Annotated in this window: 20 protein-coding genes; 16 read left to right on the top strand and 4 right to left on the bottom strand. The window is 70.0% G+C overall.

The window, feature by feature from the left end; translation table 11 throughout:
- Positions 1 to 6 precede the first annotated feature (6 nt).
- The 13 genes from ACVCMG_RS06600 (at position 7) to ACVCMG_RS06540 (ending at position 13,968) form a co-directional block, all read left to right on the top strand.
- Complete coding sequence (locus ACVCMG_RS06600) at positions 7 to 960, top strand: hypothetical protein (RefSeq protein WP_447115399.1); 954 nt, start codon at positions 7 to 9, stop codon at positions 958 to 960.
- Positions 947 to 1,879, top strand: coding sequence for a GNAT family N-acetyltransferase (locus tag ACVCMG_RS06595; protein ID WP_447115173.1), 933 nt, complete (start codon positions 947 to 949; stop codon positions 1,877 to 1,879). Before ACVCMG_RS06600 ends, ACVCMG_RS06595 begins: the two co-directional genes overlap by 14 nt.
- Entirely contained in the window at positions 1,879 to 3,036 is a 1,158-nt protein-coding gene (locus tag ACVCMG_RS06590; RefSeq protein WP_447105676.1) for a DegT/DnrJ/EryC1/StrS family aminotransferase, read from the top strand. The genes ACVCMG_RS06595 and ACVCMG_RS06590 overlap by 1 nt, the downstream gene beginning before the upstream one ends.
- Positions 3,033 to 4,286, top strand: a complete 1,254-nt coding sequence (locus tag ACVCMG_RS06585) for an O-antigen translocase (protein ID WP_447115172.1) — start codon at positions 3,033 to 3,035, stop codon at positions 4,284 to 4,286. The genes ACVCMG_RS06590 and ACVCMG_RS06585 overlap by 4 nt, the downstream gene beginning before the upstream one ends.
- Positions 4,286 to 5,212, top strand: coding sequence for a glycosyltransferase (locus ACVCMG_RS06580; protein ID WP_447115171.1), 927 nt, complete (start codon positions 4,286 to 4,288; stop codon positions 5,210 to 5,212). The genes ACVCMG_RS06585 and ACVCMG_RS06580 overlap by 1 nt, the downstream gene beginning before the upstream one ends.
- Positions 5,209 to 6,372 (top strand): hypothetical protein, encoded by a 1,164-nt coding sequence (locus ACVCMG_RS06575; RefSeq protein ID WP_447115170.1) that lies wholly within the window; start codon positions 5,209 to 5,211, stop codon positions 6,370 to 6,372. Before ACVCMG_RS06580 ends, ACVCMG_RS06575 begins: the two co-directional genes overlap by 4 nt.
- A 10-nt stretch (positions 6,373 to 6,382) precedes the next feature.
- Positions 6,383 to 7,201 carry a Wzz/FepE/Etk N-terminal domain-containing protein gene (locus tag ACVCMG_RS06570; RefSeq protein WP_447115169.1) on the top strand — a complete coding sequence of 273 codons (819 nt, stop codon included), beginning with the start codon at positions 6,383 to 6,385 and terminating at the stop codon, positions 7,199 to 7,201.
- Positions 7,202 to 7,384: 183 nt separating this feature from the next.
- Positions 7,385 to 8,230: a class I SAM-dependent methyltransferase gene (locus ACVCMG_RS06565; RefSeq protein WP_447115168.1), complete on the top strand. Its 846-nt coding sequence runs from the start codon at positions 7,385 to 7,387 to the stop codon at positions 8,228 to 8,230.
- A 4-nt stretch (positions 8,231 to 8,234) separates the two neighbouring features.
- Positions 8,235 to 9,455: an amidohydrolase family protein gene (locus ACVCMG_RS06560; protein ID WP_447115167.1), complete on the top strand. Its 1,221-nt coding sequence runs from the start codon at positions 8,235 to 8,237 to the stop codon at positions 9,453 to 9,455.
- A gap of 2 nt (positions 9,456 to 9,457) precedes the next feature.
- Complete coding sequence (locus ACVCMG_RS06555) at positions 9,458 to 10,159, top strand: class I SAM-dependent methyltransferase (RefSeq protein ID WP_447115166.1); 702 nt, start codon at positions 9,458 to 9,460, stop codon at positions 10,157 to 10,159.
- A gap of 26 nt (positions 10,160 to 10,185) precedes the next feature.
- Positions 10,186 to 11,703 (top strand): B12-binding domain-containing radical SAM protein, encoded by a 1,518-nt coding sequence (locus ACVCMG_RS06550; RefSeq protein WP_447115165.1) that lies wholly within the window; start codon positions 10,186 to 10,188, stop codon positions 11,701 to 11,703.
- Between the two features lie 4 nt (positions 11,704 to 11,707).
- The gene (locus ACVCMG_RS06545) at positions 11,708 to 12,844 is read left to right on the top strand and encodes a glycosyltransferase family 4 protein (protein WP_447115164.1); all 1,137 of its coding nucleotides are present in this window, start codon (positions 11,708 to 11,710) and stop codon (positions 12,842 to 12,844) included.
- Positions 12,841 to 13,968, top strand: coding sequence for a glycosyltransferase family 4 protein (locus tag ACVCMG_RS06540; RefSeq protein WP_447115163.1), 1,128 nt, complete (start codon positions 12,841 to 12,843; stop codon positions 13,966 to 13,968). The genes ACVCMG_RS06545 and ACVCMG_RS06540 overlap by 4 nt, the downstream gene beginning before the upstream one ends.
- Here ACVCMG_RS06540 and ACVCMG_RS06535 read toward each other — a convergent pair.
- From ACVCMG_RS06535 to ACVCMG_RS06525, 3 genes are read right to left on the bottom strand one after another with little or no spacing between them, the layout of a single operon-like run.
- Entirely contained in the window at positions 13,944 to 14,903 is a 960-nt protein-coding gene (locus ACVCMG_RS06535) for a methyltransferase domain-containing protein (protein WP_447115162.1), read from the bottom strand. The two genes, ACVCMG_RS06540 and ACVCMG_RS06535, sit on opposite strands and share 25 nt — an antisense overlap.
- 9 nt (positions 14,904 to 14,912) lie before the next feature.
- Entirely contained in the window at positions 14,913 to 16,130 is a 1,218-nt protein-coding gene (locus ACVCMG_RS06530; RefSeq protein ID WP_447115161.1) for a nucleotidyltransferase family protein, read from the bottom strand.
- Positions 16,105 to 17,619, bottom strand: a complete 1,515-nt coding sequence (locus ACVCMG_RS06525) for a B12-binding domain-containing radical SAM protein (RefSeq protein ID WP_447115160.1) — start codon at positions 17,617 to 17,619, stop codon at positions 16,105 to 16,107. Before ACVCMG_RS06525 ends, ACVCMG_RS06530 begins: the two co-directional genes overlap by 26 nt.
- 231 nt (positions 17,620 to 17,850) lie before the next feature.
- Between ACVCMG_RS06525 and ACVCMG_RS06520 the strand changes: the two genes are divergently transcribed.
- The 3 genes from ACVCMG_RS06520 to ACVCMG_RS06510 all read left to right on the top strand — a co-directional run bounded on the left by ACVCMG_RS06520 (position 17,851) and on the right by ACVCMG_RS06510 (position 21,558).
- Entirely contained in the window at positions 17,851 to 18,879 is a 1,029-nt protein-coding gene (locus ACVCMG_RS06520) for a serine kinase (RefSeq protein WP_447115398.1), read from the top strand.
- Between the two features lie 136 nt (positions 18,880 to 19,015).
- The gene (locus tag ACVCMG_RS06515; protein ID WP_447115397.1) at positions 19,016 to 19,603 is read left to right on the top strand and encodes a peroxiredoxin; all 588 of its coding nucleotides are present in this window, start codon (positions 19,016 to 19,018) and stop codon (positions 19,601 to 19,603) included.
- A 188-nt stretch (positions 19,604 to 19,791) separates the two neighbouring features.
- Positions 19,792 to 21,558 carry an ATP-binding cassette domain-containing protein gene (locus tag ACVCMG_RS06510; protein WP_447115159.1) on the top strand — a complete coding sequence of 589 codons (1,767 nt, stop codon included), beginning with the start codon at positions 19,792 to 19,794 and terminating at the stop codon, positions 21,556 to 21,558.
- Between the two features lie 111 nt (positions 21,559 to 21,669).
- Here the strand turns inward: ACVCMG_RS06510 and ACVCMG_RS06505 are convergent, their stop codons facing one another.
- A complete protein-coding gene (locus tag ACVCMG_RS06505; RefSeq protein WP_447115158.1) occupies positions 21,670 to 22,536 on the bottom strand; it encodes an AraC family transcriptional regulator in 867 nt (288 codons plus the stop codon).
- Between the last annotated feature and the right edge of the window lie 433 nt (positions 22,537 to 22,969).

The following is a 22,969-nucleotide window of genomic DNA, read 5'->3' as shown; positions in this document are numbered from 1 at the left end:
ATGCGCATGTTCGAGTGGAGCAAAAAGGGGCTGGTGTTCGAGACCGCGCGGCATGGCGTGGGCGGCTGGATGCGCCACTCGGCGCTCACGCCCACGCCGTATCGCCTCGACGAGGAGTGCATCCGCGTCTACGCGGGCTTTCGCGATGGTGACGGCGTCAGCCGCATCGGCTATGTCGACGTGCGGGCGGATGATCCGGCGACGATCGTGCGCGTCAGCGCCGAGCCGGTGCTCGACATCGGCCGGGGCGGCTGCTTCGACGACAACGGCATGATCCTCGGCGACGTGGTCGACGGACCGGGCGGCCTGCACCTGTTCTACGTCGGCTTCCAGCATGTGGCCAAGGCCAAGTTCCTGGCCTTCACCGGCCTGGCGCTGTCGACCGACGGCGGCGAACATTTTCGACGCGTGCAGGAAACGCCGATCCTCGATCGCGCGCCCGGTCGCAGCACCATCGGTGCGGTGCATTCGGCGCTCCACGAGGATGGTCGCTGGCGGCTGTGGTACGCCGTGGGCGACGACTGGGAAATCATCGGCGGCCAGCCGTTTCCGCGTTACCACATCCGCTGTGCACAGACCGATGATCTGCGCGTCATGCCGCGCGAGGACCAGGTCTGCCTGCTGCCGCGCGGCAGCGAGTACCGGATCGGGCGGCCGCGCGTATACCGCTTCGACGGCAAGTACGTCATGTACTTCACCCGCGGCAATCTCGGCGGCGAATACTTTCCCGGCATGGCGTGCAGCGAGGATGGCGTCCACTGGGAGCGCCGCGACGAGTCGCTGGGCCTGACACTCTCCGCCAGCGGCTGGGATGCGCGAACCCTCTGCTACCCCGCGATTGTCCGCCAGCGCGACAAGCTGCTGATGTTCTACAACGGCAACGACATGGGCGTGGACGGCTTCGGCGTGGCCGAAGCCCCCGCGTCGCACCTCGACGGTGGCGCCGATGCTCGCGGTTAGGCCTTACGTGGCTGCCGATGCCGGCGCCTGGGATGCCGTGGTCGAACACTCGCGCAACGGCAATCTGCTGCATCGGCGCGGCTACATGGATTACCACGCCGACCGCTTCATCGACGCCTCGCTGATGATCGAGCGCCGCGGAGAGGCCGCGGCGGTGTTTCCGGCGAGCAGGCTGGGCGACGTGGTGACCAGTCATGGCGGGCTCACCTATGCCGGCCTGATCAGCACCCACGCCCTGCGCGCCGAATCGACGCTCGCCGTGTTCGAGCAGATGGCCGGCTGGTATCGCGCGCATGGCGTGCAGCGCATCGTCTACAAGGCGGTGCCGCACGTATTCCACGCGTATCCGGCGGAGGAGGATCTGTACGCCCTGCAGCGCATGGGTGCGCGCCTGGTGCGCCGCGACCTGTCGTCCGTCATCGCGCTGCAGGAGCCGTTCCGCTTCACCGAGCCGCGGCGCCGCGCGATCAGGAAGGCTGGGCGGGCAGGCATCGAGCTGCACGTGGCCACCGATCCGGCATCGTTCCACGCGCTGCTGTCGGACGTGCTGCGCAAGCATCAGGTGACGCCGACCCACAGCCTGGCGGAACTGCGCCTGCTGCAGGCGCGCTTTCCGCGCCGGATCGTGCTGCACGAGGCGCACAGGCAGGGTGTGCTGCAGGCCGGTGCCCTCGTCTACGATTTCGGCCGCGTGGTGCATACCCAGTACCTGGCCGCCTCCGAGGAGGGGCGACAGCTCGATGCGCTCAGCTTCCTGCTCGCCGCGCTGATCGGCAGCACGTATGCGGGCCGGCAGTATTTCTCCTTCGGGGTATCCACCGAGCAGGCCGGGACGGTGCTCAACGGCGGGTTGGTCGCGCAGAAGGAATACTTCGGCGCGCGCGGGATCGCGCACGATTTCTACGAGTGGCCGCTGTGATGGGCTCCGTCGTGATGAAGAACGGACCGGCAGGCGCTGCCTCGGGCGACGTCCCGTTCCTGAACCTCGGTGAGGTCAATGCGCGGTACGCCGACGAGTTGAAGGCTGCGGCGGCGCGCGTCATCGATTCGGGCTGGTATGTGCTGGGCGACGAACTGAAGGCCTTCGAGCGGGAGTTCGCCGCCTGGTGCGGTGCACGCCATGCCGTGGGCACGGGCAACGGGCTGGATGCGCTGTCGCTGATCCTGCGCGGCTACAGGGAGCTCGGTGTCCTCGCCGAGGGCGACGAGGTCATCGTGCCCGGCAACACGTTCATCGCCAGCTTCCTGGCGATCAGCGAGAACCGCCTGGTGCCGGTGCCGGTGGAACCCGGCGCGGCGACATTCAACCTCGATCCGGCCTGCGTGGCGGCGGCGATCGGGCCGCGCACGCGCGCGATCATGGCGGTGCATCTGTATGGCCAGCTGGCCGACATGCCGGCGCTGCGGGCGCTGGCCCGGCGGCACGGCTTGCTGCTGATCGAGGACGCGGCACAGGCGCATGGCGCCGCACGTGACGGGCGCAAAGCCGGTGCGTTCGGCGATGCGGCCGCCTTCAGCTTCTTCCCGGCCAAGAATCTCGGCGCGCTGGGCGACGGCGGCGCGGTGGTGACCGACGACGACGCGCTGGCGCAGCGCATCGCGGCGCTGCGCAACTACGGCTCCGACGTGAAATACCACCATCTGTTCCAGGGTGTGAACTCGCGCCTGGACGAAATGCAGGCGGCGCTGCTGCGGGTAAAGCTGAGGTATCTCGATGCGGACCTGGCATGGCGTCGCCGGGTGGCGCGTCGCTATCGCGATGGCATCCGCCATCCGCAGATCCGGCTGCCGGACGTGGCCCGCGAGGAGCAGCACGCCTGGCATCTGTTCGTGGTGCGCTGCGCACGGCGCGATGCGCTGCAGCGGCATCTGCACGTCCACGGTATCCAGACCCAGGTGCACTATCCGGTGCCGGCGCATCGGCAGCCGGCGTATCCCGCGCTGCGGGATTGCCGCCTGCCGCGGACCGAACGACTGTGCGATGAGGTGCTGAGCCTGCCGCTGGGGCCGACCTTGCGCGATGGCGACGTGGAGCGGGTGATCGAGGCCTGCAACGCGTTCGGGCGTGGCGCATGAACATCGCCCGCACCGGTTTCTACACGAGCATCGCCACCGGCGCGCGGCTGCTTGCCGGGCTGGTGGCGATCAAGCTGGTGGCGTGGTTCGCCGGGCCCGAGGGCGTGGGCAAGCTCGGTCAGTTCATGAGCCTGATGTCGCTGCTGGCGGTGCTGGCCGGCGGCGGCATCAGCTCGGCCATCGTCAAGTACGTCGCCGAGTACCGCGACGATCCGCAGCGGCTGTCGCGTCTGCTGTCCGCCGCGCTGTGGTACGCGTTCCTTGCCTCCTGCCTGATGGGCGGTCTTGCCCTGTTGCTGAGCCGGCAGCTCGCGCTGTGGCTGCTGGACGATGCGGGCTATGCCGGCCTGATCCGCGTGCTCGCCGTCGCGCAGCTCGGCATTGCGCTGCTCAACTACATTCTCGCGGTGGTCAACGGCTTCATGGACGTGCGCCGGCTGGCCTTCATCCAGGTGAGCGGATCGGTGATCGGCATCGTGATGATGGTCTGGCTGGCGCGCTGGCTGCATCTGTACGGCGCGCTGCTGGCGCTGGTGCTGAGCCAGGTGCTGTGGCTGGTCGTCGGCGTGCCGGCGTGGTGGCGCAGCTCGTACTTCCGCCGCGGCATGCTGCGGCTGCGCTACGACCGTGAAATGACCTTGCGGCTGGCGACGTTCTCGGTGATGACTCTCACTTCCGCGCTGCTGCCGCCGCTGGTCAACATCGCCGTTCGGGACCACCTCGCGCTGCAGTTCGGCTGGAGCCAAGTCGGCTACTGGCAGGCGGTGGGCAAGGTGTCGGATGCCTATCTGCTGTTTCTCACCGCGGCGATCAATATCTACTACCTGCCCAAGCTGGCATCCACGCACGGACGCGAGGCGCTGCTGGCCGAGCTGCGCACCGCCTGCCGCTACGTCCTGCCGGCGGTGGTGGTGCTGGCGGCCATGGTGTACCTGCTGCGCGAGTGGGTGACCTGGCTGCTGTTCACGCCGGATTTCGCCGCCGCCAACGCGCTGTATGGCCCGCAGCTGGTCGGCGACGTCATCAAGATCGCCTCCTTCATCCTTTCCTACCTGATGCTGGCCAAGGCGATGACGACACTGTTCGTCATCTCCGAATGCGTGTTCGCGGCCAGCTATCTCGCGCTGGTCTGGGTGCTGGCGGCGCGCTTCGGCGTGGTCGGGGCGATCTACGCGTTCGCGGCGAACTATGTGCTGTATCTCGCCTTCAACCTGCTGGTGGCCCGGCGTTACCTGGGAGGGCTGCGATGATGAGCGACGACGTGCCGCTGGTGTCCGTGCTGATACCGGCGTTCAATCACGAGCGTTTCGTGCAGCGCTGCCTGGACAGCGTGCTGCAGGACCCATACCCGGCCAAGGAGCTCATCGTCATCGACGACGGCTCCACCGACGGCACCGCCGAGCGGATCGCCGACTGGGTCGCGACGCACTGCATGGATATCCCGATCGAGTACGTGCGGCGGGAGAACCGCGGTATCGCGGCGACGCTGAACGAGCTGGCGGCGCGCGCGAGCGGCGAGTTCCTGCGCCCCGGCGCGAGCGACGACTACCTGCTGCCCGGCGGTCTCGATGCGCAGGTGCGCTACCTGCTGGCGCATCCGGACAAGGGTGCGGTGATCGGCGATTCGGTCGTCGTCGACCAGGACGACAACAAGCTGCATGACAGCGGCATGAGCCTGCTGCATGGCGGCAACAAGGCGCTGTACCAGTCCGACGACGGCATCCGCCGCGCCATCATCAGCCACTGGGCCATCGGCGGGCCGGTGGCGCTGATGCGCCGGAGCGCGCTGGATACCGTCGACCGCTGGAGCGAAGGCCTGCGCATCGAGGACTGGGATCTGTTCCTGCGTCTGGCGGCCCGTGATGCGCTCGGCTTCATCGACGTCGGCGTCTGCGCCTACCGCATCCACGGCACCAACCTGAGTCGGACGCGGCACGCCGCCACGCGGATCGGCAACCTCGCCGAGTCGCGCCAGGTCGCGCTGCGCCGGGCGTGCCTGTTCGACGAGCCGTACCGGACCCTGCTGCGGGCGCAGGCGCACTACATCGGCGCCAAGATCGCGTTCCTGCAGGGACGGCCGTGGTCGCTGGCGCGGCATCTGCTCGCCTGGTCGTGGTTGCGGCTGCTGTCGAAGCTGCGGCCTTCATCCGGGCACCGCAGCGCGGAGGCGACATGAAACGGTTGCTGTGCCTGCCCTCGGCGTATCTCGCGCTGCCGTTGCTGCTGGCCTGCGCGCTGACCCTGCTGACCTACGATCTTCCCGTCGACTACCTGTCGGGCCTGCTGCTGCTTGCGGTGGTGGCCGCGGCGATCCTGCTGTTCGACGTGCAGGCGGGGATCAGGATTCCGTCGCCCGCGCGGTTCCGCGCGCGCAGCTACGTCGGCACGCGCGATGCGTTCGTCGCGCTGGCCTTCGCGGGCCTGATCGCGTTTTTCTGCGTGCTCGACCTGGCGCTGTTCCCGATCCCGCTGTTCAACAATCCCTCGTCCTATGCCGTGATGGGGGGCGGGCGCGAACACGTCCGGCACGTGTCGGACATCTGCTGGGTGCTGCCGCCGATCGGGCTGCTGTGCGCCCGCAGTCGGTGGCTGCGCACCGCGCTCATCGCCATCGGCTTCCTGTTTCCGATCCTGGTGATCGACCGCAACCGGGTGTTTGCGACGGTGTTCTCGTTCGCGCTGGTGATCCTGCTGCGCCGGGACGAGGCCAGGCCCTTGCCGTGGAAGGCCGTCGGCCTGCTCGGCTTCGCCGGCGTCAGTGTGTTCTCGGTACTCGGCATGTTGCGGTCCGGGACGCTGGATTACATCACCCTGCCGTTCAGCGCGATGTATCGCGCCGCACCGGAAGGCATCAAGTGGCTGCTGCTCTACGCCAGCGCCGGGCCCTACAACTTCAGTGCGATCCTGGCCAAGGGCTACGTCAACACCAGTTTCCTCACCCATCAGATCGTGCCGCTGAGCGGGTCCGTCGCGACGGCCGGCACCGGCATTCCGCTGGACGCGCCGACCATCAACGTGGGCACGGAGTTCTTTCCGTTCCTGATGGCGTGGGGGCCGATCGGCGCGGTGGCTGCCATCGTCGTGCTCTACGCGATGCTGCGCTGGAGCGTGCAGCGCCTGCGCGCCTCGGTATCGCTGTTCGCGGTGCTGATCTTCCTGCGCATTTCCTACGTTTGCGTGATGGCGCCGTTCGCGCCGCAGGCCTACACGTGGACGAATGCCGGCTTCATCGGCCTGTGCCTGCTCATGCAGGCGTTCGCGGCCTGGCTGCCGAACCGGCGAGCGGCGGCGTCCGCGAGCGCTGCGCGAATCACGGCTCCCCCTTCCACCCAGTGAGTGCCCAACCATGGAACAAGACGAAATCTATCTGATCGACCTCTGGCGGATCTTCACCCGCGGCTGGATGTGGTTCGTCGGGGTATTGCTGCTTACCCTGGTCTGCACCTATGTCTTCGCGCACACGGTGAAGCGCCAGTGGCAGGCGACCGCGTGGATCCAGATCGGGCAGGTCGGGCAGGTGTTGTCCGGCCAGGACCCGAAGGTCGAGCCACTGCTGCGCGTGATCGAGCGGCTGGAACTGGTGCCGTTCGAGAACGAAGTCCTGCAAGGCGCCGGCTACGCGCGCGATTCGTCGGTGGCAAAGCTCTATCGCAACAGCCTGAAGCTCGAGCCGCTGCCCTATGCCGGCCCGCTGATCCGCTTGCGGGTGCGCGCCTATTCCCGCGAGCAGGCCGCCGAACTGGCCACGGCGACGGTGGCCCGCCTGGGTGCGATCCATCAGCGCCTGGAAGAGGCACCGCTGAAGGCGGCGCGCGAGCGCCTGGCCCGCAACGAGGTCGACCTGCGGACCGCCGAGGCCGACCGGGACCGCTATCTGCAGGCGGCTGCGCCGGACGGCAAGGACGCCCAGGGTCCGGTGCTCGCCAGCCTGCTGCTGGCGAACAAGAACGAGGAGATCCGCGGCTTGCGGCAGGTGCGGATGGATCTGATCGAACGCCTCGGCCCGACCTACACCTACCAGACCTCGATGGTGTGGCCGGTCTACGTGCCCGACAAGCAGGCGTTTCCGAATCCCGAGCTGACCTGGGGCATCGGCCTGCTGCTGGGCCTGTTCCTCGGCGCATGCGCGGCCGTGGCGAAGGCCGGCCGGCGACGGATCGCCTGAACGTTTGCCGGTGCGTTCAACCAAAACGGCGTCCGCATGCACTCACCGGTCAGACCCGTGACGTGTCGCGGGCGACCCTGGCTGCACCCGAAGGCGTCGTGCTGAAGGAAAGCCGGCGTCATGGCGGGACGGAGTTCGTTCGATATGCGTGGATTGCACAAGCAGGAATCCGGGCACCGCACCATGCCCGCCGGCAGCGCCCGCCGGCCGCCGCGGCACGCGCCGCTGGACGAGGCGCAACTGCTCGACACGCAGCGTGCGTTCGACAGCGTCGCCGCCGACTACGACGGGCCGCGCGGCAACAACGAGCTGATCCAGCGCATGCGCACGACCTTGTGGGACGTCGTGCACAGCGAGGTGCAACCCGGCGCCCGCCTGCTCGACCTGGGCTGCGGTACCGGTATCGACGCACTCGAGTTCGCCCGGCGTGGCTTTCGCGTCGTCGCCACCGACTGGTCGCCGCTGATGGTCGAGCGCACGCGGGCGCGCGCGGCGGGCGCAGCCATGCAGTCTCGCGTCACCGTCGCCCACCTCGGCGTGCAGCAACTCGATCAGCTTGGGGGCGAGTTCGACGGCATCTATTCGAACTTCGGCCCGTTGAACTGCGCGCCGGATCTCGCTGCCGTCGCGGCCGAATGCGCGCGCCTGCTGCGCCCGGGCGGCAGCCTCGTGTTCTCGGTGATGGGCCGGATCTGTCCGTGGGAGCTGGGCCACTACGCGCTGCGCGGCCGCTTCAGGCGGGCCGGCGTGCGCGCCGCGCGCGGCGCGACCGCGGTGGGCATGAACCACCACACGATCTGGACCTGCTACTACCTGCCGCGCGAGTTCTACCGTGCCTTCGCCGAACATTTTTCGCTGGCGGGCTATCGCGCGCTGAGCCTGTTCATGCCGCCGCCCTACCTGGTGGACTACTACCGTCGACGGCGCCGCTGGTACGAACGGCTGGGCCGGCTCGACGACCGCCTGGGCGCGCTGCCGTTGCTGCGCGACATGGGCGACCATTTCCTGATCGTGATGCGGCGGCGCTGAGCGCATGGACTTCCTGCAGGCCGCGATGGACGTCAGCTTGTGCCGGGCCGTTTCGGTCACGGCGGGGGTCAGCTCGCGCGTGCCGCTGCCGATCCGCGCCGGGCGGATCGGCTCGTCGCTGGCCGCGCGGGCGTACCGGATCGACCTGCGCGACCACCTGGTCTTTCCCGGCCTGATCAACGCGCACGATCATCTGCACGTCAACGCCGTGCCGCCGCTGCAAGCCTGTGCGCCGTTCCCCAACAGCTATGCCTGGATCGCCGCCTTCCGCGCGCACTTCGAGGAGCCGGCGGTGATCGCCGCGCTGCAGGTGCCGAAGGCCTTGCGGCTGCGCCACGGCGCGCTGAAGAACCTGCTCGCCGGCACCACCTGCGTGGCGCACCACGATCCCTGGCACGCGGCGCTCGACGCGACGGATTTCCCGGTCACCCTGCTGCGCGACTACGGCTGGAGCTATGCGCTGGGCTGGCCCGATTACGGCCCGCCGGTGCAGCAGAGCTTCGCCGCCACGCCCGCGGACCGACCCTGGCTGATCCACCTGGCCGAAGGCACCGATGCGACCGCGCAGGCGGAGCTGGCCCGGCTCGACGCGATGGGCTGCCTGGCGGCGAACAGCGTGCTGGTCCACGGGGTAGGCCTGAGCGAGCGGGACATCGATCGGGTGATCGGGCGCAGCGCGGCGGTGGTCTGGTGTCCGACCAGCAATCGCAATCTGCTTGGGCGCTCGCTGGACCCGCGGCGCCTGTGCGCGGCGGGCCGGCTTGCCCTGGGCAGCGACTCGCGGCTCAGCGGTGCCCGCGACCTGCTCGACGAAATGCGCGGTATCGCCGCGCGCGGTGAACTCGATCCCGACCAGTTGCTGGGCCTGGTCACCAATCAGGCCGCGCGCATCCTGCGGCTGTTCGCGGGCGGCAGTCTGGCGCCGGGAGCGCCGGCGGATCTGGTGATCGTCGAGGATCGCGGCGGCGACGAACGCTGCGGCCTGGTCGGCATCGAGCGCAGCGACATCCGTGCGGTGGTGCGTCACGGCGTGCCGCGCATCGCCGATCCTGATTTCGCCGAGTGGTTCGACGTCGCCGGCATGGAAGCCGTGCCGGTGATGCTGGACGGCAGACCGAAACTGCTGGCCAGGCCGCTGGCCGAAGCGGCGCTGGTGGCGCTCGAACCCGGCCTTGAACTGGTTGCCGCGCACCGCGCGCGCGACCTCGTCATGGAGGCCGGCTAGCCATGCTGCCGCGTCCGCCGATGCTGATGCCGGCCGAGGCGTATGCGCTGTGGGCATCCAGCTATCCCGCCCGCGCGCACAACCCGGTGATGCAGGCGGAGGAGCGCGCCATGCTCGCGCTGATGCCGGACACGCTGCAGGGAGCGGCGGTGCTCGATGTCGGCTGCGGCAGCGGACGCTACATGCTGCATGCGCTGCGCCGCGACGCGGCGCGCGTGATCGGCGTGGATCTGTCGGCGCCGATGCTCGCGCGCGCCGGCACCGAGCTGGCCCGGTGGCAGGCTGCCGCGGACATCGACCTGGTGCAAGGCAGCCTCGAAGCGCTGCCGATACCCGATGCGCGGGCCAACCTGACGCTCTGCGGCCTGGTCGTCGGCCATCTCGACAATCTTCAGCGATCGCTCGCCGAGCTGTGCCGGGTGACCCGGCCCGGCGGCACGCTGTTGTGCAGCGACGTGCATCCGATCGGGCACGCGCTGGGCTGGCTGCGCGATTTCAGATCCGGCGACCGGCACTACGCCGTGCAGCACACCCGACACCTGTACAGCCACTGGCACGCGGCCTGCGCCGCACTCGGGCTGCGCATCGAGCAGGTGCTGGAACCCATGCTCGACCCGGCCGACATCCCGGCCGATGCGCGCTTCGACCGCACCGCGCTGGAGGTTCCCGTGGCGCTGGTGTTCCGGCTGCGGCGCGAGCCATGACTTCCCCGAATTCGCAGGCTTCTGCCATGACCCATGCCTCACGCACCTTGCTGATCAATCCGACCATCACCTCGCGGCGCAGCGCGCGCTTTCCGCTGTCCCTGCTGCACCTGTCGGCGGCGCTGGAGCGCAGCGGCCACGACAGCCGGATCATCGACGGCAACGTCGACCGCGATTTCGTCAGCGACACCTTGCGCGCGATGGAACAGAACGCCTTCGACGCGGTCGGCGTCAGCGTCATGGGCGGCCCGCAGCTGGCGCCGGCGATCGCCGTGTCCAGCGCGATCCGCGCACGTTATCCGGCGGTGCCAATCATCTGGGGCGGCTATTTCCCCACGCTCAATCCGGATGCGGCACTGGCCGCGCCCTACGTCGACTACGCGGTGCGCGGGCAGGCCGGGGAAACCCTGCCCGAGCTGATCGCCGCGCTGGACGGCAAGACCGAAGCGAAGCTGGCGACGATCGGCGGGCTGTCGTGGAAGCACGGCGGCGCGGCCGTGCACAACCCGAACCGCCGTTTCACGCTGGCCGACCACGGCCAGGTGCTGCCCTACGACAAGCTCGGCGATCCGCGGCGCTACCTGGCGCGCACCTACCTCGGCCGCCGCACCGTCGCGCACCAGGCGTCGATCGGTTGCCGCTTCCGCTGCACCTTCTGCGGCGTGGCCGCGATGTTCGGCGGCACCACCGTGCTGCCGGCGGCGGAACAACTGGAACGCGACCTGGGTTATCTGAAGTACGAGCTGGGCGCGGACTCGGTGCAGTACTTCGACAACAATTTCTTCGATCGCGAGCGGGACATGCTGCCGCTGCTCGAAGTGATGGCGAAGTTCGAGATGCCGTGGTGGTGCTTCGCCCGCGCCGACGCCCTGCTGAACCTGTCGGAGCATGCGTGGAAGCTGGTGCGCCAGAGCCGGCTGCGGATGGCCTACATCGGCGCGGAATCGCCCAACGGCCAGATGCTCAAGGAAATCCGCAAGGGCACGCGACCGGACCAGACCATGGCGGTGGTCGAGCTGTGCCGGCGGCACGGCGTGATCCCCGAGCTGTCCTTCATGGTCGCGCCGCCGGAGAACACCGAGGAGGAGACCGAGCACACCTTCGAGTTCATCCGCGCCCTGAAGCGGATCAATCCGCAGTCCGAGGTGGTCATCTACGTCTACACGCCGCTGCCGGAAAGCAGCCGGCACGAGCAGGACCGCGCGAAGCGGCCGGGCAGGCCGCTGTTCGGTCTCGACGGCGAACCGGTGGTGTTCCCCACCACGCCGGAGGAATGGGCGCAGCCGCGCTGGGTCGACTACACCTGCCATGCCGATGCACCCTGGCTCGACGACAGGCTGCGCCAGCGCATCCGGGATTTCGTCACCGTGCTGCGCTGCCGCTTCCCCACCGTGCAGGACCTGCGCTCGCCGCCCTGGGCCAAGCGCAGCCTGAGCGCGATGGCGCTCTGGCGCTATCGCTACGGCAGGTACGACCGGCCGTGGGAGCTGGAGCTGGCCAACCGGCTGGTGCGCCTGCGCATGCCGCAGGTGTCGGGCCTGTAGCCGGGTGCGTGCCTTGCACGTTGCGCAGCTCAATTTCCTGCCCGCGCCCGCGGGACTCGCGCCTGCCGACGTGCTCGAACAATGGCACTCGCTGGCGGACATCGCCGAGGCGGCCGCCAGCGCCGGCACTCGCGTGTCGGTGATCCAGGCGGCGGCGCGCGAGGAGCGGATCACGCGTGGCGGCATCGACTACCACTTCGTCGACATCCGCGGACTGGAAACGGCGACCAACCGTGGCCGCCGCTTCGCCAGCCTGCTCGGCGACATCCGGGCCGACGTGCTGCACGGGCACAGCCTGGGTTTTGCCGAGGATGCCTTCGCGATCGCGCAATGCCTGCCGCAGTTGCCGATCATCCTGCAGGACCACGCCGACCGGGCACCGCGCTGGTGGCGTCGCCGGCGCTGGCGGCGCTGGTATGCGGCCGCCGCGGGGGTCGCCTTCACCGCGCGCGAGCAGGCGCAGGCGTTCGCCATGGCCGGCATGTTCGGACCGCGCATGCGGGTGTTCGCGATACCGGAATCCAGCAGCCGCTTCACGCCCGGCGACCGCGCCGAGGCCCGCGCCGAAACCGGCCTTCACGGCGAGCCCTGCGTGCTGTGGGTCGGCCACTTGAACTCCAACAAGGACCCGCTGACCGTGCTCGAGGGCGTGGCGCAAGCGGTGGCGCAGTTGCCCGGCCTGCAACTGTGGTGCGTGTTCGGCCATGCGCCGCTGCTGGAGGACGTGCACCAGCGCATCGGTGGCGATCCGCGGCTCGCCGGCCGCGTGCATCTGCTGGGCAAGGTGACGCATGCGCAGGTCGAGCAGCTGATGCGGGCGGCCGACGTGTTCGTCGCGGGCAGCCATGCCGAAGGCAGCGGCTACGCCCTGCTGGAGGCGCTGGCCTGCGGCGTCGTGCCGGTGGTCACCGACATCCCGTCGTTCCGGGCGCTGACCGATGGCGGCCGCGTCGGCAAGCTGTGGCCTTGCGATGACGCGACAGGCCTCGCCGCGGCCCTGCTCTCCGTCGGGTCGAACGGGATGCCGCCGGCGCGGGTGCGCGCGCATTTCGACGCCGCGCTGTCGTTCGCCGCCGTGGGCCGGCAATGGGCCGAGGCGTACGCGCAAGTGCGCGAGGACCGGCGCCGGGGCGCGTCGTGAAACTCGCGCTGGTGATGCCGGGCGGGGTGGATCGCGGCGGCGAGTTCCGCGTGATTCCCGCTTTGCTGGCGCTGATCGAACGGCTGGCGCGCGCGCACGAGGTGCATGTCTTCGCGCTGCACCAGGAAGCCGCGGCAGCCCGCTGGGAACTTGCCGGCGCGAGCATCCACAACATCGGCACCGGCTGGACGCGCCTGCGCGCGATCGCGGCGATCCGCGCCGAGCATCGCCGTGCGCGGTTCGACCTGGTGCAGGCGATCTTCTCCGGTTCCTGCAGTCTGGTCGCCGTCGCCGCGGCGAAATGGCTGCGGCGGCCGAGCCTGGTGCATGTCGCCGGCGGCGAACTGGTCGCGCTGCACGCGATCGGCTACGGCGGGCGCCGAAAGTGGAAGGGCAGGCTGCGCGAGGCGTGCGTGCTGCGCGCCGCCGATGCCGTCACCGCGGCCAGCGCGCCGATCATCGACGCCTTGCGGGTGCTCGGCATCGAGGCGCAACGCGTGCCGCTCGGCGTCGACCTGCGCACCTGGCCGCCGCTCGCGCCGCGGGCGCGCCGCGCCGGCCCGGCGTGGCTGATCCACGTGGCCAGCCTCAATCGGGTGAAGGATCAGCCGACCCTGCTGCGCGCATTGGCCATGCTGCGCGAGGACGGCCCGGCGTTCCGCATGGCCATCGTCGGCGTGGACACCTTGCACGGCGAGATGCAGCGGCTGGCGCGCCAGCTCGGGCTGCAACACTGCGTGGATTTTCTCGGCTTCAAGACGCAACGCGAATTGCGTCCGTGGCTGGAAGCGGCCGATCTGCTGGTGATGTCGTCGCAGCATGAAGCCGGCCCGCTGGTGCTGCTGGAGGCCGCGGTGGCCGGCGTGCCGGCGGTGGGCACGGCGGTCGGACATTTCGTGGAGTGGTCGCCCGCGGCGGCGTGCAGCGTGCCTGTCGGTGACGCGGGTGCGCTGGCCGATGGCATCCGGCAGCTGCTTGCCGACGAACCGCTGCGGCAGCGCATGGCCGGGGCCGCGCAGCAGCGGGCGCTGGCGGAGGACGCCGACTGCACCGCGCGCCTGTTCGAGGCGCTGTACCGGCGCGTCCGCGGAGGTGCGGATCAGGCGGGCTTGCGCGCGAGGTAAAGGCGAAACCGCGAAGGCTCGCGACGGCCGCGAAGTTTCGCGATGAACGGGCGCAGCGCCCAGCGCGGGCCATACCACGGGCGATGCACCTCCCAGCGGATCGACAGCGCATCCGCCAGGCGGCGCAGCCGCTCGTCGGTGAGGTAACCCAGGCTGGCGATGGCATCCGCCGCGATGCCGTGGCGGCGCAGGAACACTTGGCGACGCTCGGTGAGCATCCGTTGGCCGCTTTCGTCGCGGGCGTACCAAGGCGTATCGGCGATGATCACCATGCCGCCGGCTTTCACGCAGCGCAGCGCTTCGCGCAGGCAGGCCTCGCCGTCTTCGGCGTAGTGGAAGGAGGCGTTGAACACGGCGGCGTCGAACTGCGCGTCGGCGAACGGCAGGCGGCGCATCTCGGCCTGGAAGCGCGGGAACAGCGCCGGCAGCCGCGCCCGGTAATGCCGGGCCGCGCCCAGCCCGTCGCGGTCATGGGCAAGCAGGTCGACCGCCACCGGCCGGTAACCGGCCAGCGCCAGGCGATAGCTCATCCAGCCGTTGCCGGCGCCGAGGTCGAGCACGCGACTGCCTTCCAGCAGATGCCGCACGATGTAGTCGTAGCTGCGCGCGCGCATCCGCCACTGGTCGCGATCCGTGCCGCCAGTGTCGCGGTAGGGCAGGGCGAGGTAGAACGCTCCGCTTTCGCTGCCGCGGCCTTCCGCCGTCCTGATCCGCTCGTAATCCGCGATGAAGCGGGCCAGGTGCGCAGCCGATTCCGGCGGCAGCGCATGGGCGATGCCGTCCTCGACGGCGATGACGAAGCCGCATGCCGGGCAATCCAGCATGTCGATCGGGGTTCTGCAGCGCGGACAGCGCAGGCGCAGGTCCGCCAGCGCCGCCGCGTCCGCGGCATGGCGGGCGGGGGAGGTATCCGGCGCTGGTCGCGTGCGCGGCATGGGCGGCTGCTACGGCGCGCGGGCCGGTGATTCCAGCGCCGCGCGCACCGCGAACATGGTGTCCATCCGCGGCACCGGCCGGGTGAGCCAGGTGAGGATGCGCCGCCGCTGCGACAGCCCGGCCCAGGCCGGGCCCTGTTGCAGCCAGAGTTGCGTGCGCACCATGTCGGCACGCTCCCGGTTGGACTCCTGCGTGGGCCTGATCCGCTGACCGAGGTAGCGTCCCAGTTCCCCGGCGGAGCGTGACCATTCGATGCCGTGAAGCGCGTGCAGCCACAGGTCGGAGGACGAAACGCGGGTCAGGGTCTGGCGGTGCGACACCATCCGCAGCAGCGGATGGCAATCGGCCCCGAGCCGTGCGAGCACATCCGGCGGAATCACGCCCCGGTAGTACCGCTCAACCAGCAGCAGCGGCGGCAGCGCGTACCAGGGCGACTCGGCGCGCTCGTCCCACAGCACGTTCCAGTCGCGCGCGGCCAGGCGTGCCGACAGCAGCGCGATGTCGTGCAGATGAAGCAGGCGCAGGCTGCGGTTGCAGAGATTGCCCGCGGCGTGCAGCAGCAGATGATTCATCAGCGCGCCGGCTGACGGGTAAGGGTTCAGGCCGGGCCGCGGCTGCGGCGGACGGATCCGCGCGGTGATGTCGACTGCGGTGACCGGCAGCCGTTCCTGGATGCACGTGTGCAACTCGATGTTGACCGGCGTGTCGCGGTGCTCGCCCAGGCCGGCGAAGGGCGCGCCGGTCGCCGGCTTGAACACCCGGTGCTTCCAGGCGACGAACGACTCCACGTAGCCGAGTTCCTGCAGCAGCCCGATCGCCGGCGCGACATCGTCCTCGCGAACCAGCAGGTCGATGTCGGCCATCGGCCGCTCGCCGGGTGCGTAGACGCCCAGCGCGTGCAAGGCGCAACCCTTCAGCGCGATGACGGCGACACCGCTGGCGCGGGCGCCGGCATCGATGCCCTGCAGCAGCGTCTCGATGCGCCGATGGCGATGCTCGACATGCGCGTGCTGTTCGGCCAGGAACGCCTGCCATGGCGGATGCCGCCACGCGGAGAGTCGGCACAGCAACGGCGACACGCCGTGCACGGCAGCGGCGGCCGCGGCCAGCTGCCATTCGAGATCGCTCCACGGCGGCGTGGCACCGCCGGGCCGCGCCAGCTCCGCGGCAAGCGCCTCGGTGGTGCGGCGCAGGCCGGCCCTAACGACCTTGAGCGGTGGCAGCATGGGGCAGCAGCCGGATGTCGATGCGTTTCGCTGCCGGCGCCGAAGGCGTGGCGTCGTCGTTGCGGTGCGCCCGTTCGGACGCGACCAGCGCGTCCCATTTGGCATCCAGTGCCACGCTCGCCTGCCGGTGATGCTCCGGCGAGTCGGTCGCCTTCGGTTGCTGCAGCGTGACCTGCTCGTGCAGCAGGTCGCGCACGCTGCGGTAGAAGTCCGAGTCGTAGGCGCCGTGGAACATCATGGCCAGGTCGCCGCTGTCCCGCCAATGCGTCTTGTCGCCGAGCTGGGCCTTGACCTTGTCGTAGAACCTGGTTCCTGGCAGCGGGTAGGAGACGCTCACGCCGATGTCGTCGGGTGCGGCTTGCGCCACCAGCTCGCGGGTCGCCAGCAAGTCGTCCAGCTGCTCGCCCAGATAACCGAGCTGGATGAAGAAGCCCACGCGGATGCCGCGCTGGCCCAGCCGCACCCGCGCCGCAATCAGGTCGGCGACGCGGGTGCCCTTGGTCATGCTGTCCAGCACGCGCTGGCTGCCGCTTTCCGCGCCCAGCCACGCCTCGGCGCAGCCGGCCTGTTCGAGCGCGTCGGTCATGCGCTCGCTCATCAGGTCGGCGCGGGTCTGGATGGTGAACGGCACCGATCCGCCGGCGGCGCGCAGGCGCGCCCCGAACTGCGCCACCCAGTCGACGTGGAAGCCGAAGATGTCGTCCGCCATCCAGATGTGGTCGGGCCTGAACGTCTGCTTCAGGTAGATCATCTCCGCGGCCACGTCGTCGGCGCTGCGCTGCTTGTAGTGGTTGCCCCAGATCGGCTTGGCGCACCAGTTGCAGCGGAACGGGCAGCCCCGCGACGCGGCCATGTTGAGGCTGAAGTAGCCGTGCCGTTCGTGCCACAGGCTGCGGTAGCGTTCGACATCCACCAGGTCCCAGGCGGGGCGGCCGATCAGCCGGGGGTCCGGCGGCATCGCGCCCATGCGTCGCGCCTGGGTCGTGCCGTCCACCCGCGTCGCGATGCCGGCGATGCCGTCGAGCCAGTGGCGGTCGTCGATGGCCGGGTCGCGCGCCAGCCGCCCGGTCAGTTCGAGCAGCGCCGCAATCCCTTCGCCCGTCAGCACGGCGTCCGCGCCGGCGTCGAGAAACGGGTCCGGCTGGTCGGAGGCGTCGGAACCGGCCACGATCACGCGGGCGCCGCGCGCATGCGCCTGCGCAATCATCCGGCATGCCGCCTCGCGCATGCGGCCAAGGCACATCTTGGTCAGGTAGTTGAAGTTGTCCTCGTAGAGAACCACGACGTCCGGCTGCACGGCGTGCACGGCGCCTTCGTAATCCTCGACGCCATCGGCGAGCATCGCGTCGAACAGCGCGACCTCGTGACCCATCTGCCGGAGGAGTGCGGCAATCTGGATCGTGGCGAGCGGGGGGTAGGGCTTGCCGCGTTCCCACTGCTTGGGGTCGTACCTCAGGAAATAGGAGTGACCGACCTGGATCTTCAGCATCGCGAAAGGGCCTCGAGCGTCGCCGCGGGAATCAGCAGCGACGGCGGAAAAACCGGCCCCGTCGTCGATGCTGCCGGCAGGTGAGTGCCCCTGCGCACGGCTTCGGTTGCCCTGCGTGGCGAACCGGGTTGGGCGTGCAACCTTTTCGGGGTGACTGCGCACTCAGCAGCAGACCACCGCCATCGGATTCGCCGCACCGTGCAACTCCCCCTGGGCCGGGCAACTCGTTCGATGGCGATGACATCGCCTTTCCATGGCGCCGGCGCCGGCGCCGACCCGTTCGGTGAGCGCTCGCTCGCTCGCCGTGTCGTGCGCCGGCGGATACTCGGCGGGCGTTTTGGTTTCGAGAGCGCCAGCGAGGCGCTGCTGCAACTGGTCGAGGCCGCTTATGGCGGCCTGCCGCGGCACCGTGTGTCGATGGCGATACCCGAGTTCCGCATCGAGTTGCGCCTGTCGCCGCCGCGGGTCTCGCCGCCCGTGGACGAGCCGCCGCCGGTGCAGATGCAGTCGGGAGCAGGGTTGATCTGCGGCGTGATGGACCCGTCGAACTACGTGGTGCTGGCGCCTGCGCAGCGACAGGCGCTGGTGGTGGCGTCCGCCGACATGCTGGAGCGGCCCTACCATCTTCGCTACGAGCTCATCGAGTTCGCCGTTTTCACGTTGGCCACGCGCGGGCAGGGACTGGTTCCGCTGCACGGTGCCTGCGTGGGGCGGCTGGGCCGGGGCGTCTTGCTGCTGGGAGCCAGCGGTTCGGGCAAGTCGACGCTGGCCCTGCAGGCCCTGCTGCAGGGCCTGGATTTTCTCGCCGAGGACGCGGTGTTCGTGGCGCCGCAAGACATGCTCGCCACCGGCGTGGCCAACTACCTGCACGTGCAGGCCGATGCGCTGCGATTCGTCGAGGACGCCGGCGCCCGCCGCTGGATCGGCGAGGCGCCGGTGATCTGCCGCCGCAGCGGGGTGCAGAAGTTCGAGGCCGACCTGCGGCTCGGGCCCGGCCGGCTCGCCACGGCTCCGCTGCAGCTGGTCGGTGCCGTGCTGGTTTGCGGCGAGCCTGCCGCCGACCCCGCCGCGGTGCTGCGCGCCGTGCCGGCGGCCGAGGTAGCCGCGCGATTGGCCGCCAGCCAGCCGTATGCCTCCGGGCAGCCGGGCTGGGCCCGCTTCGAACAGAAGATGGCGGCGCTGGGCGTGCATGAACTGCACCGCACCGATCATCCGCGGGATGGCGTGGCGGCGTTGCGGCAATTGCTGGGCGACGGGTGACCGCCCCGCACCACCGACCGCCGGCGCGACGGCGAGTAAGCTGGGGCTTCCCCGGGCTCACGTTCCATCTCCGGCGGACCACGAGCCCCCCCCCCTCACGAGGATCACGACGATGAAAATGCATTTTGCGGGATCGATGGCATTGGGCGCGCTGATCGCGCTGGCTTCGGCGACGGCGACCGCCGCCGCGCTCGCGCCCGGCACCGTCGCGCCGACATTCACCGCCCAGGCCAGCCAGGCCGGCAAGGAGTTCACCTTCTCGCTGGCCGACGCGCTCAAGAAGGGGCCGGTGGTGGTGTACTTCTATCCCTCGGCCTATACCAGCGGCTGCGACCTCGAAGCCCACACGTTTGCGGTCAACCGGGACAAGTTCGACGCCGCCGGTGCGACCATCATCGGCGTGTCGGCCGACAGCATCGATCGGCTCGACGTGTTTTCGGCGGACCCGAACTACTGCGCCGGCAAGTTCCCGGTCGCGTCGGATGCCGAGGTCAAGGTCGCGCTTTCCTACGGCCTGGAGGCGATGAAGGCGCGTCCGGGCATGAAGGACGTGCGCGGCGTCGAGATCGACCATGCCTTCATCCCCCGCACGACCTTCGTCATCGCCGGCGACGGCAAAATTGTCGCCACGCTTTCTTCGGAGACCGATCATCTGCGTCCCGACCAGCACGTGAAAGAGGCATTGGCCATCGTGCAGAAACTGCACGCCGGCAAGGCGCCGTAAGCGGAACCCCGGCGCGCAGGGAATGACCTGCGCGCCGACCGGCCGGGTGACGATGCAACCGTGTGCGTGCCGGATGGCACTCACTGGCAGCGCGGTCGCCTGCGGTGACGAGGCGCTGCCGTCGATCGTGACGGAGCGTTCCTGCAACTGCGGCGCGTCGTGCCGACCATCCACCCGGATCAGCAGCGATGCCTGACGAACCCTCGGCGCCCGGCCGCACGCTCGACCTGCTGCGTTCGCTCGCGCGCACGCTCACGGCGGATGACGTCGCGGAAATCGTCGCCTATGTCGTGCTGTCGCTGGCGGCGGCGCTGGCCGGCAGCCTTGCCGCGGTGCTGCTGGTGCCGCTGGTGCAGCCGGGGCATGCCTTGCAGCTGGCGGGTGGCATGTTCGACGTCGGCGGCGGCGTCGAGAGGCGGGCGGCCGCGTTCGCGGCGGCCACCGCGGCCTTCGCCGTGCTGCGCTGGCTGGTCGCGTGGCTGGGCGCGCGGCTGACCAGCCGTTACGGCGTGGCCCGGCGGCGTCTGGTGCATGCGCGGCTGGTCGATGCGCCACTCGCCTCGCTGGCCGACTCGACCTCCGCCGAAATCGCGAACGTGCTGACCTACAACGTCGAGTTCCTCACCCAGGGCTTCGCCGCGCTGCTGCAGTTGCTGGTTGCCGGGGTCACCACGGTCGTCAGCCTGGCCTTCGCGTTCTGGGTGTCGCCGCCGCTGATGCTGGCGACGCCCCTGCTGGTCGGTTTCGCACTGGTCGCGTCACGCAGCTTCGGCCGTGAACAGTCGCAGGTCGGCCGCCGCTATGTCGCCGACATGACGCGGCTGTTCTGGCTGAGCGAGGATTTTCCGCGGCGCCTGCGCCACATCCGTTCGTTCGAGCGCGCGGATGCGGAGAAGGAAAGCTACGGCGCCATTTCCGCGGCGCTGGGCCATGGCTACCGGCGCCAGCTGGAGCTGGTGGCGGCCGGCCGGCTGCTGCTCGAACTGCTGGCGGCGGTCGCGATCGCCGCCGTCTTCGTGCTCGCCTGGCGCTGGCACGGCGTCGATCAGTCGTCGCTGATCGCGGTATGCCTGCTGCTCGGGCGCCTGCTGCCCTACCTGGTATCGACCCGGCAGTGCTTCCAGCAATTGCGCTCGGCCGTGCCGGCGTTCGCGCTGTGGCAGCGCTACATGAGCCTGGACGCGGTGCGTGCGCCAGCAGCGCCATCGCCGGCCAGGCCGCCGGAGCGGAGCGCGCTGCACATCGAGCGAATGCAACTGGCGCCGCCGCTTGCCGGCATCGACGTCCGTCACTTGTGCCTGCGTCCCGGCGAACTGACCCTGGTCTGCGGCGACTCCGGCATCGGCAAGAGCAGCCTGGTCGACGTGCTGGCCGGCATGAGCGTGCCGGACGCTTTCGCGGCGCGAGTGGATGGACGCGCCATCGACTTCGGCGAATACCGGGAACTCGTGCGGCATGGCGCCTACGTCAGCCAGAGCGTGCGGCCGTGGCAGCACTCGGTGCGCGAATGCCTGCGCTGGGCCGCGCCCGAGGCCGACGACGCGGCGATGCAAGCCGCGCTGCGGGACGTCGGCCTCGGCCCGCGACTGGCCGCTTCGCCGCAAGGGCTGGACACCGCGCTGCACGACGCATCGAGCCGGCTCTCCGGCGGCGAACTGCAGCGGCTGCTGCTCGCCCAGGTGATCCTGCGCCATCCCTTCCTGGCCGTGCTCGACGAAGCAACCAGCGCGCTCGACGCAGCCTCCGAAATCCACGTGCTGGCCGCCATGAAACACCGGCTGCCGCAGACGATCCTCGTCGTGGTGTCGCACCGGGCCAGCGTGGCGGAGCTTGCCGACCAGTGTCTGGCCATCGACGCCGATCTCGTCGCGACGGTCGCTGCCAGGGCCGATTCGTGCTGCGCCGCGCCGCAAAAGCATGGCGGGCGTGGGCGTCCGCAGGACAGCCTGGTCTGAGCCATCGACCGGCGCGTTGCCGTCAACCCGCGCCCGCGGCGATCCTTCGTGATGAGTTCCAGCCGCTGATCTCCCTGCCGGCGCCGCCCTCGTCGTGGGCGAGCCGCGGGATCAACCGCGCGGCGTGGCGGTCCGCTTGCGACCCGCGCGTCGGTACGCGCCCGGTGTCACGCCGTAGCGGTGCAGGAACAGCTCGCCGAAGTGCGAGGGCGTGGCGAAGCCCAGGCCCGCCGCGATGGCGGCGATGCTCTGCGGCGTTTCGAGCAGGCGGCGGCTGGCCAAGTGCAGGCGGTGCGTGCGCACGTAGTCGCTCCAGCTCATGCCGACCTGCTGCTTGAAGCGACGGCTGAAATAGGCGGCCGACATCGCGCACAGCGCCGCGGCCTGTTCCGCGCCAGGTGCATCCGCGGGCCGTCTGCGCAGGCGATCGATGGCCGGGCGCAGGCGTTGCAGGCCGCGCGCATCGGCGGCCAGCTTTTCGGCGGCGACCGGCGGCGCCAGTGCCGCCGCTCGCAGCAGCAGTTCGGCCAGCGGCAGCGCCAGCGGGTCGCGTGCGTCGAGCTCGACCAGCCAGCCGGCGAGCTGCTGCAGGCGTCGGCCGAGGGCCCGGCCCGGCCTGGCGCAGAACGGCTCGCGCAGGCGCTTCAGTTCGGCCAGCCGCGCCAGCGATTCGCCGGCCGCCGCCTCGATCTGCACCAGCACCCAGTCGCGCGGGCCGGCCTCCAGCGCGAAATCGTGCTGGTGCATCGACGGGACGAAAGCGATGCAACCGGGCGCCAGCGCGTAGCGACGATCCTCGACGTCGAAGTGACCGGCCACGCGGCCGAACAGCACCAGCTCGTGCACGTCGTGGAAGTGCACGAACGGTTCGCTGGCCGTGGCCTTGGCATCCTGGCGGACGCGCTCGACGCGCATCGGTGCGCCCGGCGGCAATTCGACGGGTTCGCAGATGGGGCGATCGAGATGGGGGAGCGCCATGGGGGCATTGTCTCCCATCGGGGGGTTGGGGGTGCCGCGTGGGTTTACGCCGTTATGCGCGTTGAACTCCCCGGGTCGTCATTCCGGCGAAGGCCGGAATCGCACTTCGGATGTGCAGCGAAAAACGTCTACTCCGTGGCGTCCGGGGTCAGTCCACGCGTGATGGTTCTTTCGCCATTCAAGTGCGATGACTCGCTGCGCTCGCCCCTGCGGGGCCAGCCTTCGGCTGTTCAACGCTCGCATGGCTCGCTTTTGTCCCGCCTTCGCGGGGATGACGACGGGGAAGGCTGTCGGAGTCTGGACACCGCGAGCGGCCTCACCTCCACCCGTTCGCGTTGAGCGTAGCCCGCGCAGCGGGCGGAGTCGAAACGCCTCGTTGCCGGTGGGGCCTTCGACTCCGCTTCGCTACGCTCAGGGTGAACGGTGATGGCGC

The sequence above is a fragment of the Rhodanobacter sp. UC4451_H18 genome (assembly GCF_052978225.1).
Note: the sequence above shows the minus strand (reverse complement) of the source record. Positions and strands in the feature narration are given on the sequence as shown.

Excerpts from the sequence above, each read along its gene's own strand:
- ACVCMG_RS06600 (WP_447115399.1), top strand. The coding sequence starts at position 7 with ATGTTCGAGTGGAGCAAAAAGGGGCTGGTGTTCGAGACCGCGCGGCAT.
- ACVCMG_RS06595 (WP_447115173.1), top strand. The coding sequence starts at position 947 with ATGCTCGCGGTTAGGCCTTACGTGGCTGCCGATGCCGGCGCCTGGGAT.
- ACVCMG_RS06590 (WP_447105676.1), top strand. The coding sequence starts at position 1,879 with ATGGGCTCCGTCGTGATGAAGAACGGACCGGCAGGCGCTGCCTCGGGC.
- ACVCMG_RS06585 (WP_447115172.1), top strand. The coding sequence starts at position 3,033 with ATGAACATCGCCCGCACCGGTTTCTACACGAGCATCGCCACCGGCGCG.
- ACVCMG_RS06580 (WP_447115171.1), top strand. The coding sequence starts at position 4,286 with ATGAGCGACGACGTGCCGCTGGTGTCCGTGCTGATACCGGCGTTCAAT.
- ACVCMG_RS06575 (WP_447115170.1), top strand. The coding sequence starts at position 5,209 with ATGAAACGGTTGCTGTGCCTGCCCTCGGCGTATCTCGCGCTGCCGTTG.
- ACVCMG_RS06570 (WP_447115169.1), top strand. The coding sequence starts at position 6,383 with ATGGAACAAGACGAAATCTATCTGATCGACCTCTGGCGGATCTTCACC.
- ACVCMG_RS06565 (WP_447115168.1), top strand. The coding sequence starts at position 7,385 with ATGCCCGCCGGCAGCGCCCGCCGGCCGCCGCGGCACGCGCCGCTGGAC.
- ACVCMG_RS06560 (WP_447115167.1), top strand. The coding sequence starts at position 8,235 with ATGGACTTCCTGCAGGCCGCGATGGACGTCAGCTTGTGCCGGGCCGTT.
- ACVCMG_RS06555 (WP_447115166.1), top strand. The coding sequence starts at position 9,458 with ATGCTGCCGCGTCCGCCGATGCTGATGCCGGCCGAGGCGTATGCGCTG.
- ACVCMG_RS06550 (WP_447115165.1), top strand. The coding sequence starts at position 10,186 with ATGACCCATGCCTCACGCACCTTGCTGATCAATCCGACCATCACCTCG.
- ACVCMG_RS06535 (WP_447115162.1), bottom strand. The coding sequence starts at position 14,903 with ATGCCGCGCACGCGACCAGCGCCGGATACCTCCCCCGCCCGCCATGCC.
- ACVCMG_RS06530 (WP_447115161.1), bottom strand. The coding sequence starts at position 16,130 with ATGCTGCCACCGCTCAAGGTCGTTAGGGCCGGCCTGCGCCGCACCACC.
- ACVCMG_RS06525 (WP_447115160.1), bottom strand. The coding sequence starts at position 17,619 with ATGCTGAAGATCCAGGTCGGTCACTCCTATTTCCTGAGGTACGACCCC.
- ACVCMG_RS06520 (WP_447115398.1), top strand. The coding sequence starts at position 17,851 with ATGGCGATGACATCGCCTTTCCATGGCGCCGGCGCCGGCGCCGACCCG.
- ACVCMG_RS06515 (WP_447115397.1), top strand. The coding sequence starts at position 19,016 with ATGGCATTGGGCGCGCTGATCGCGCTGGCTTCGGCGACGGCGACCGCC.
- ACVCMG_RS06510 (WP_447115159.1), top strand. The coding sequence starts at position 19,792 with ATGCCTGACGAACCCTCGGCGCCCGGCCGCACGCTCGACCTGCTGCGT.
- ACVCMG_RS06505 (WP_447115158.1), bottom strand. The coding sequence starts at position 22,536 with ATGGCGCTCCCCCATCTCGATCGCCCCATCTGCGAACCCGTCGAATTG.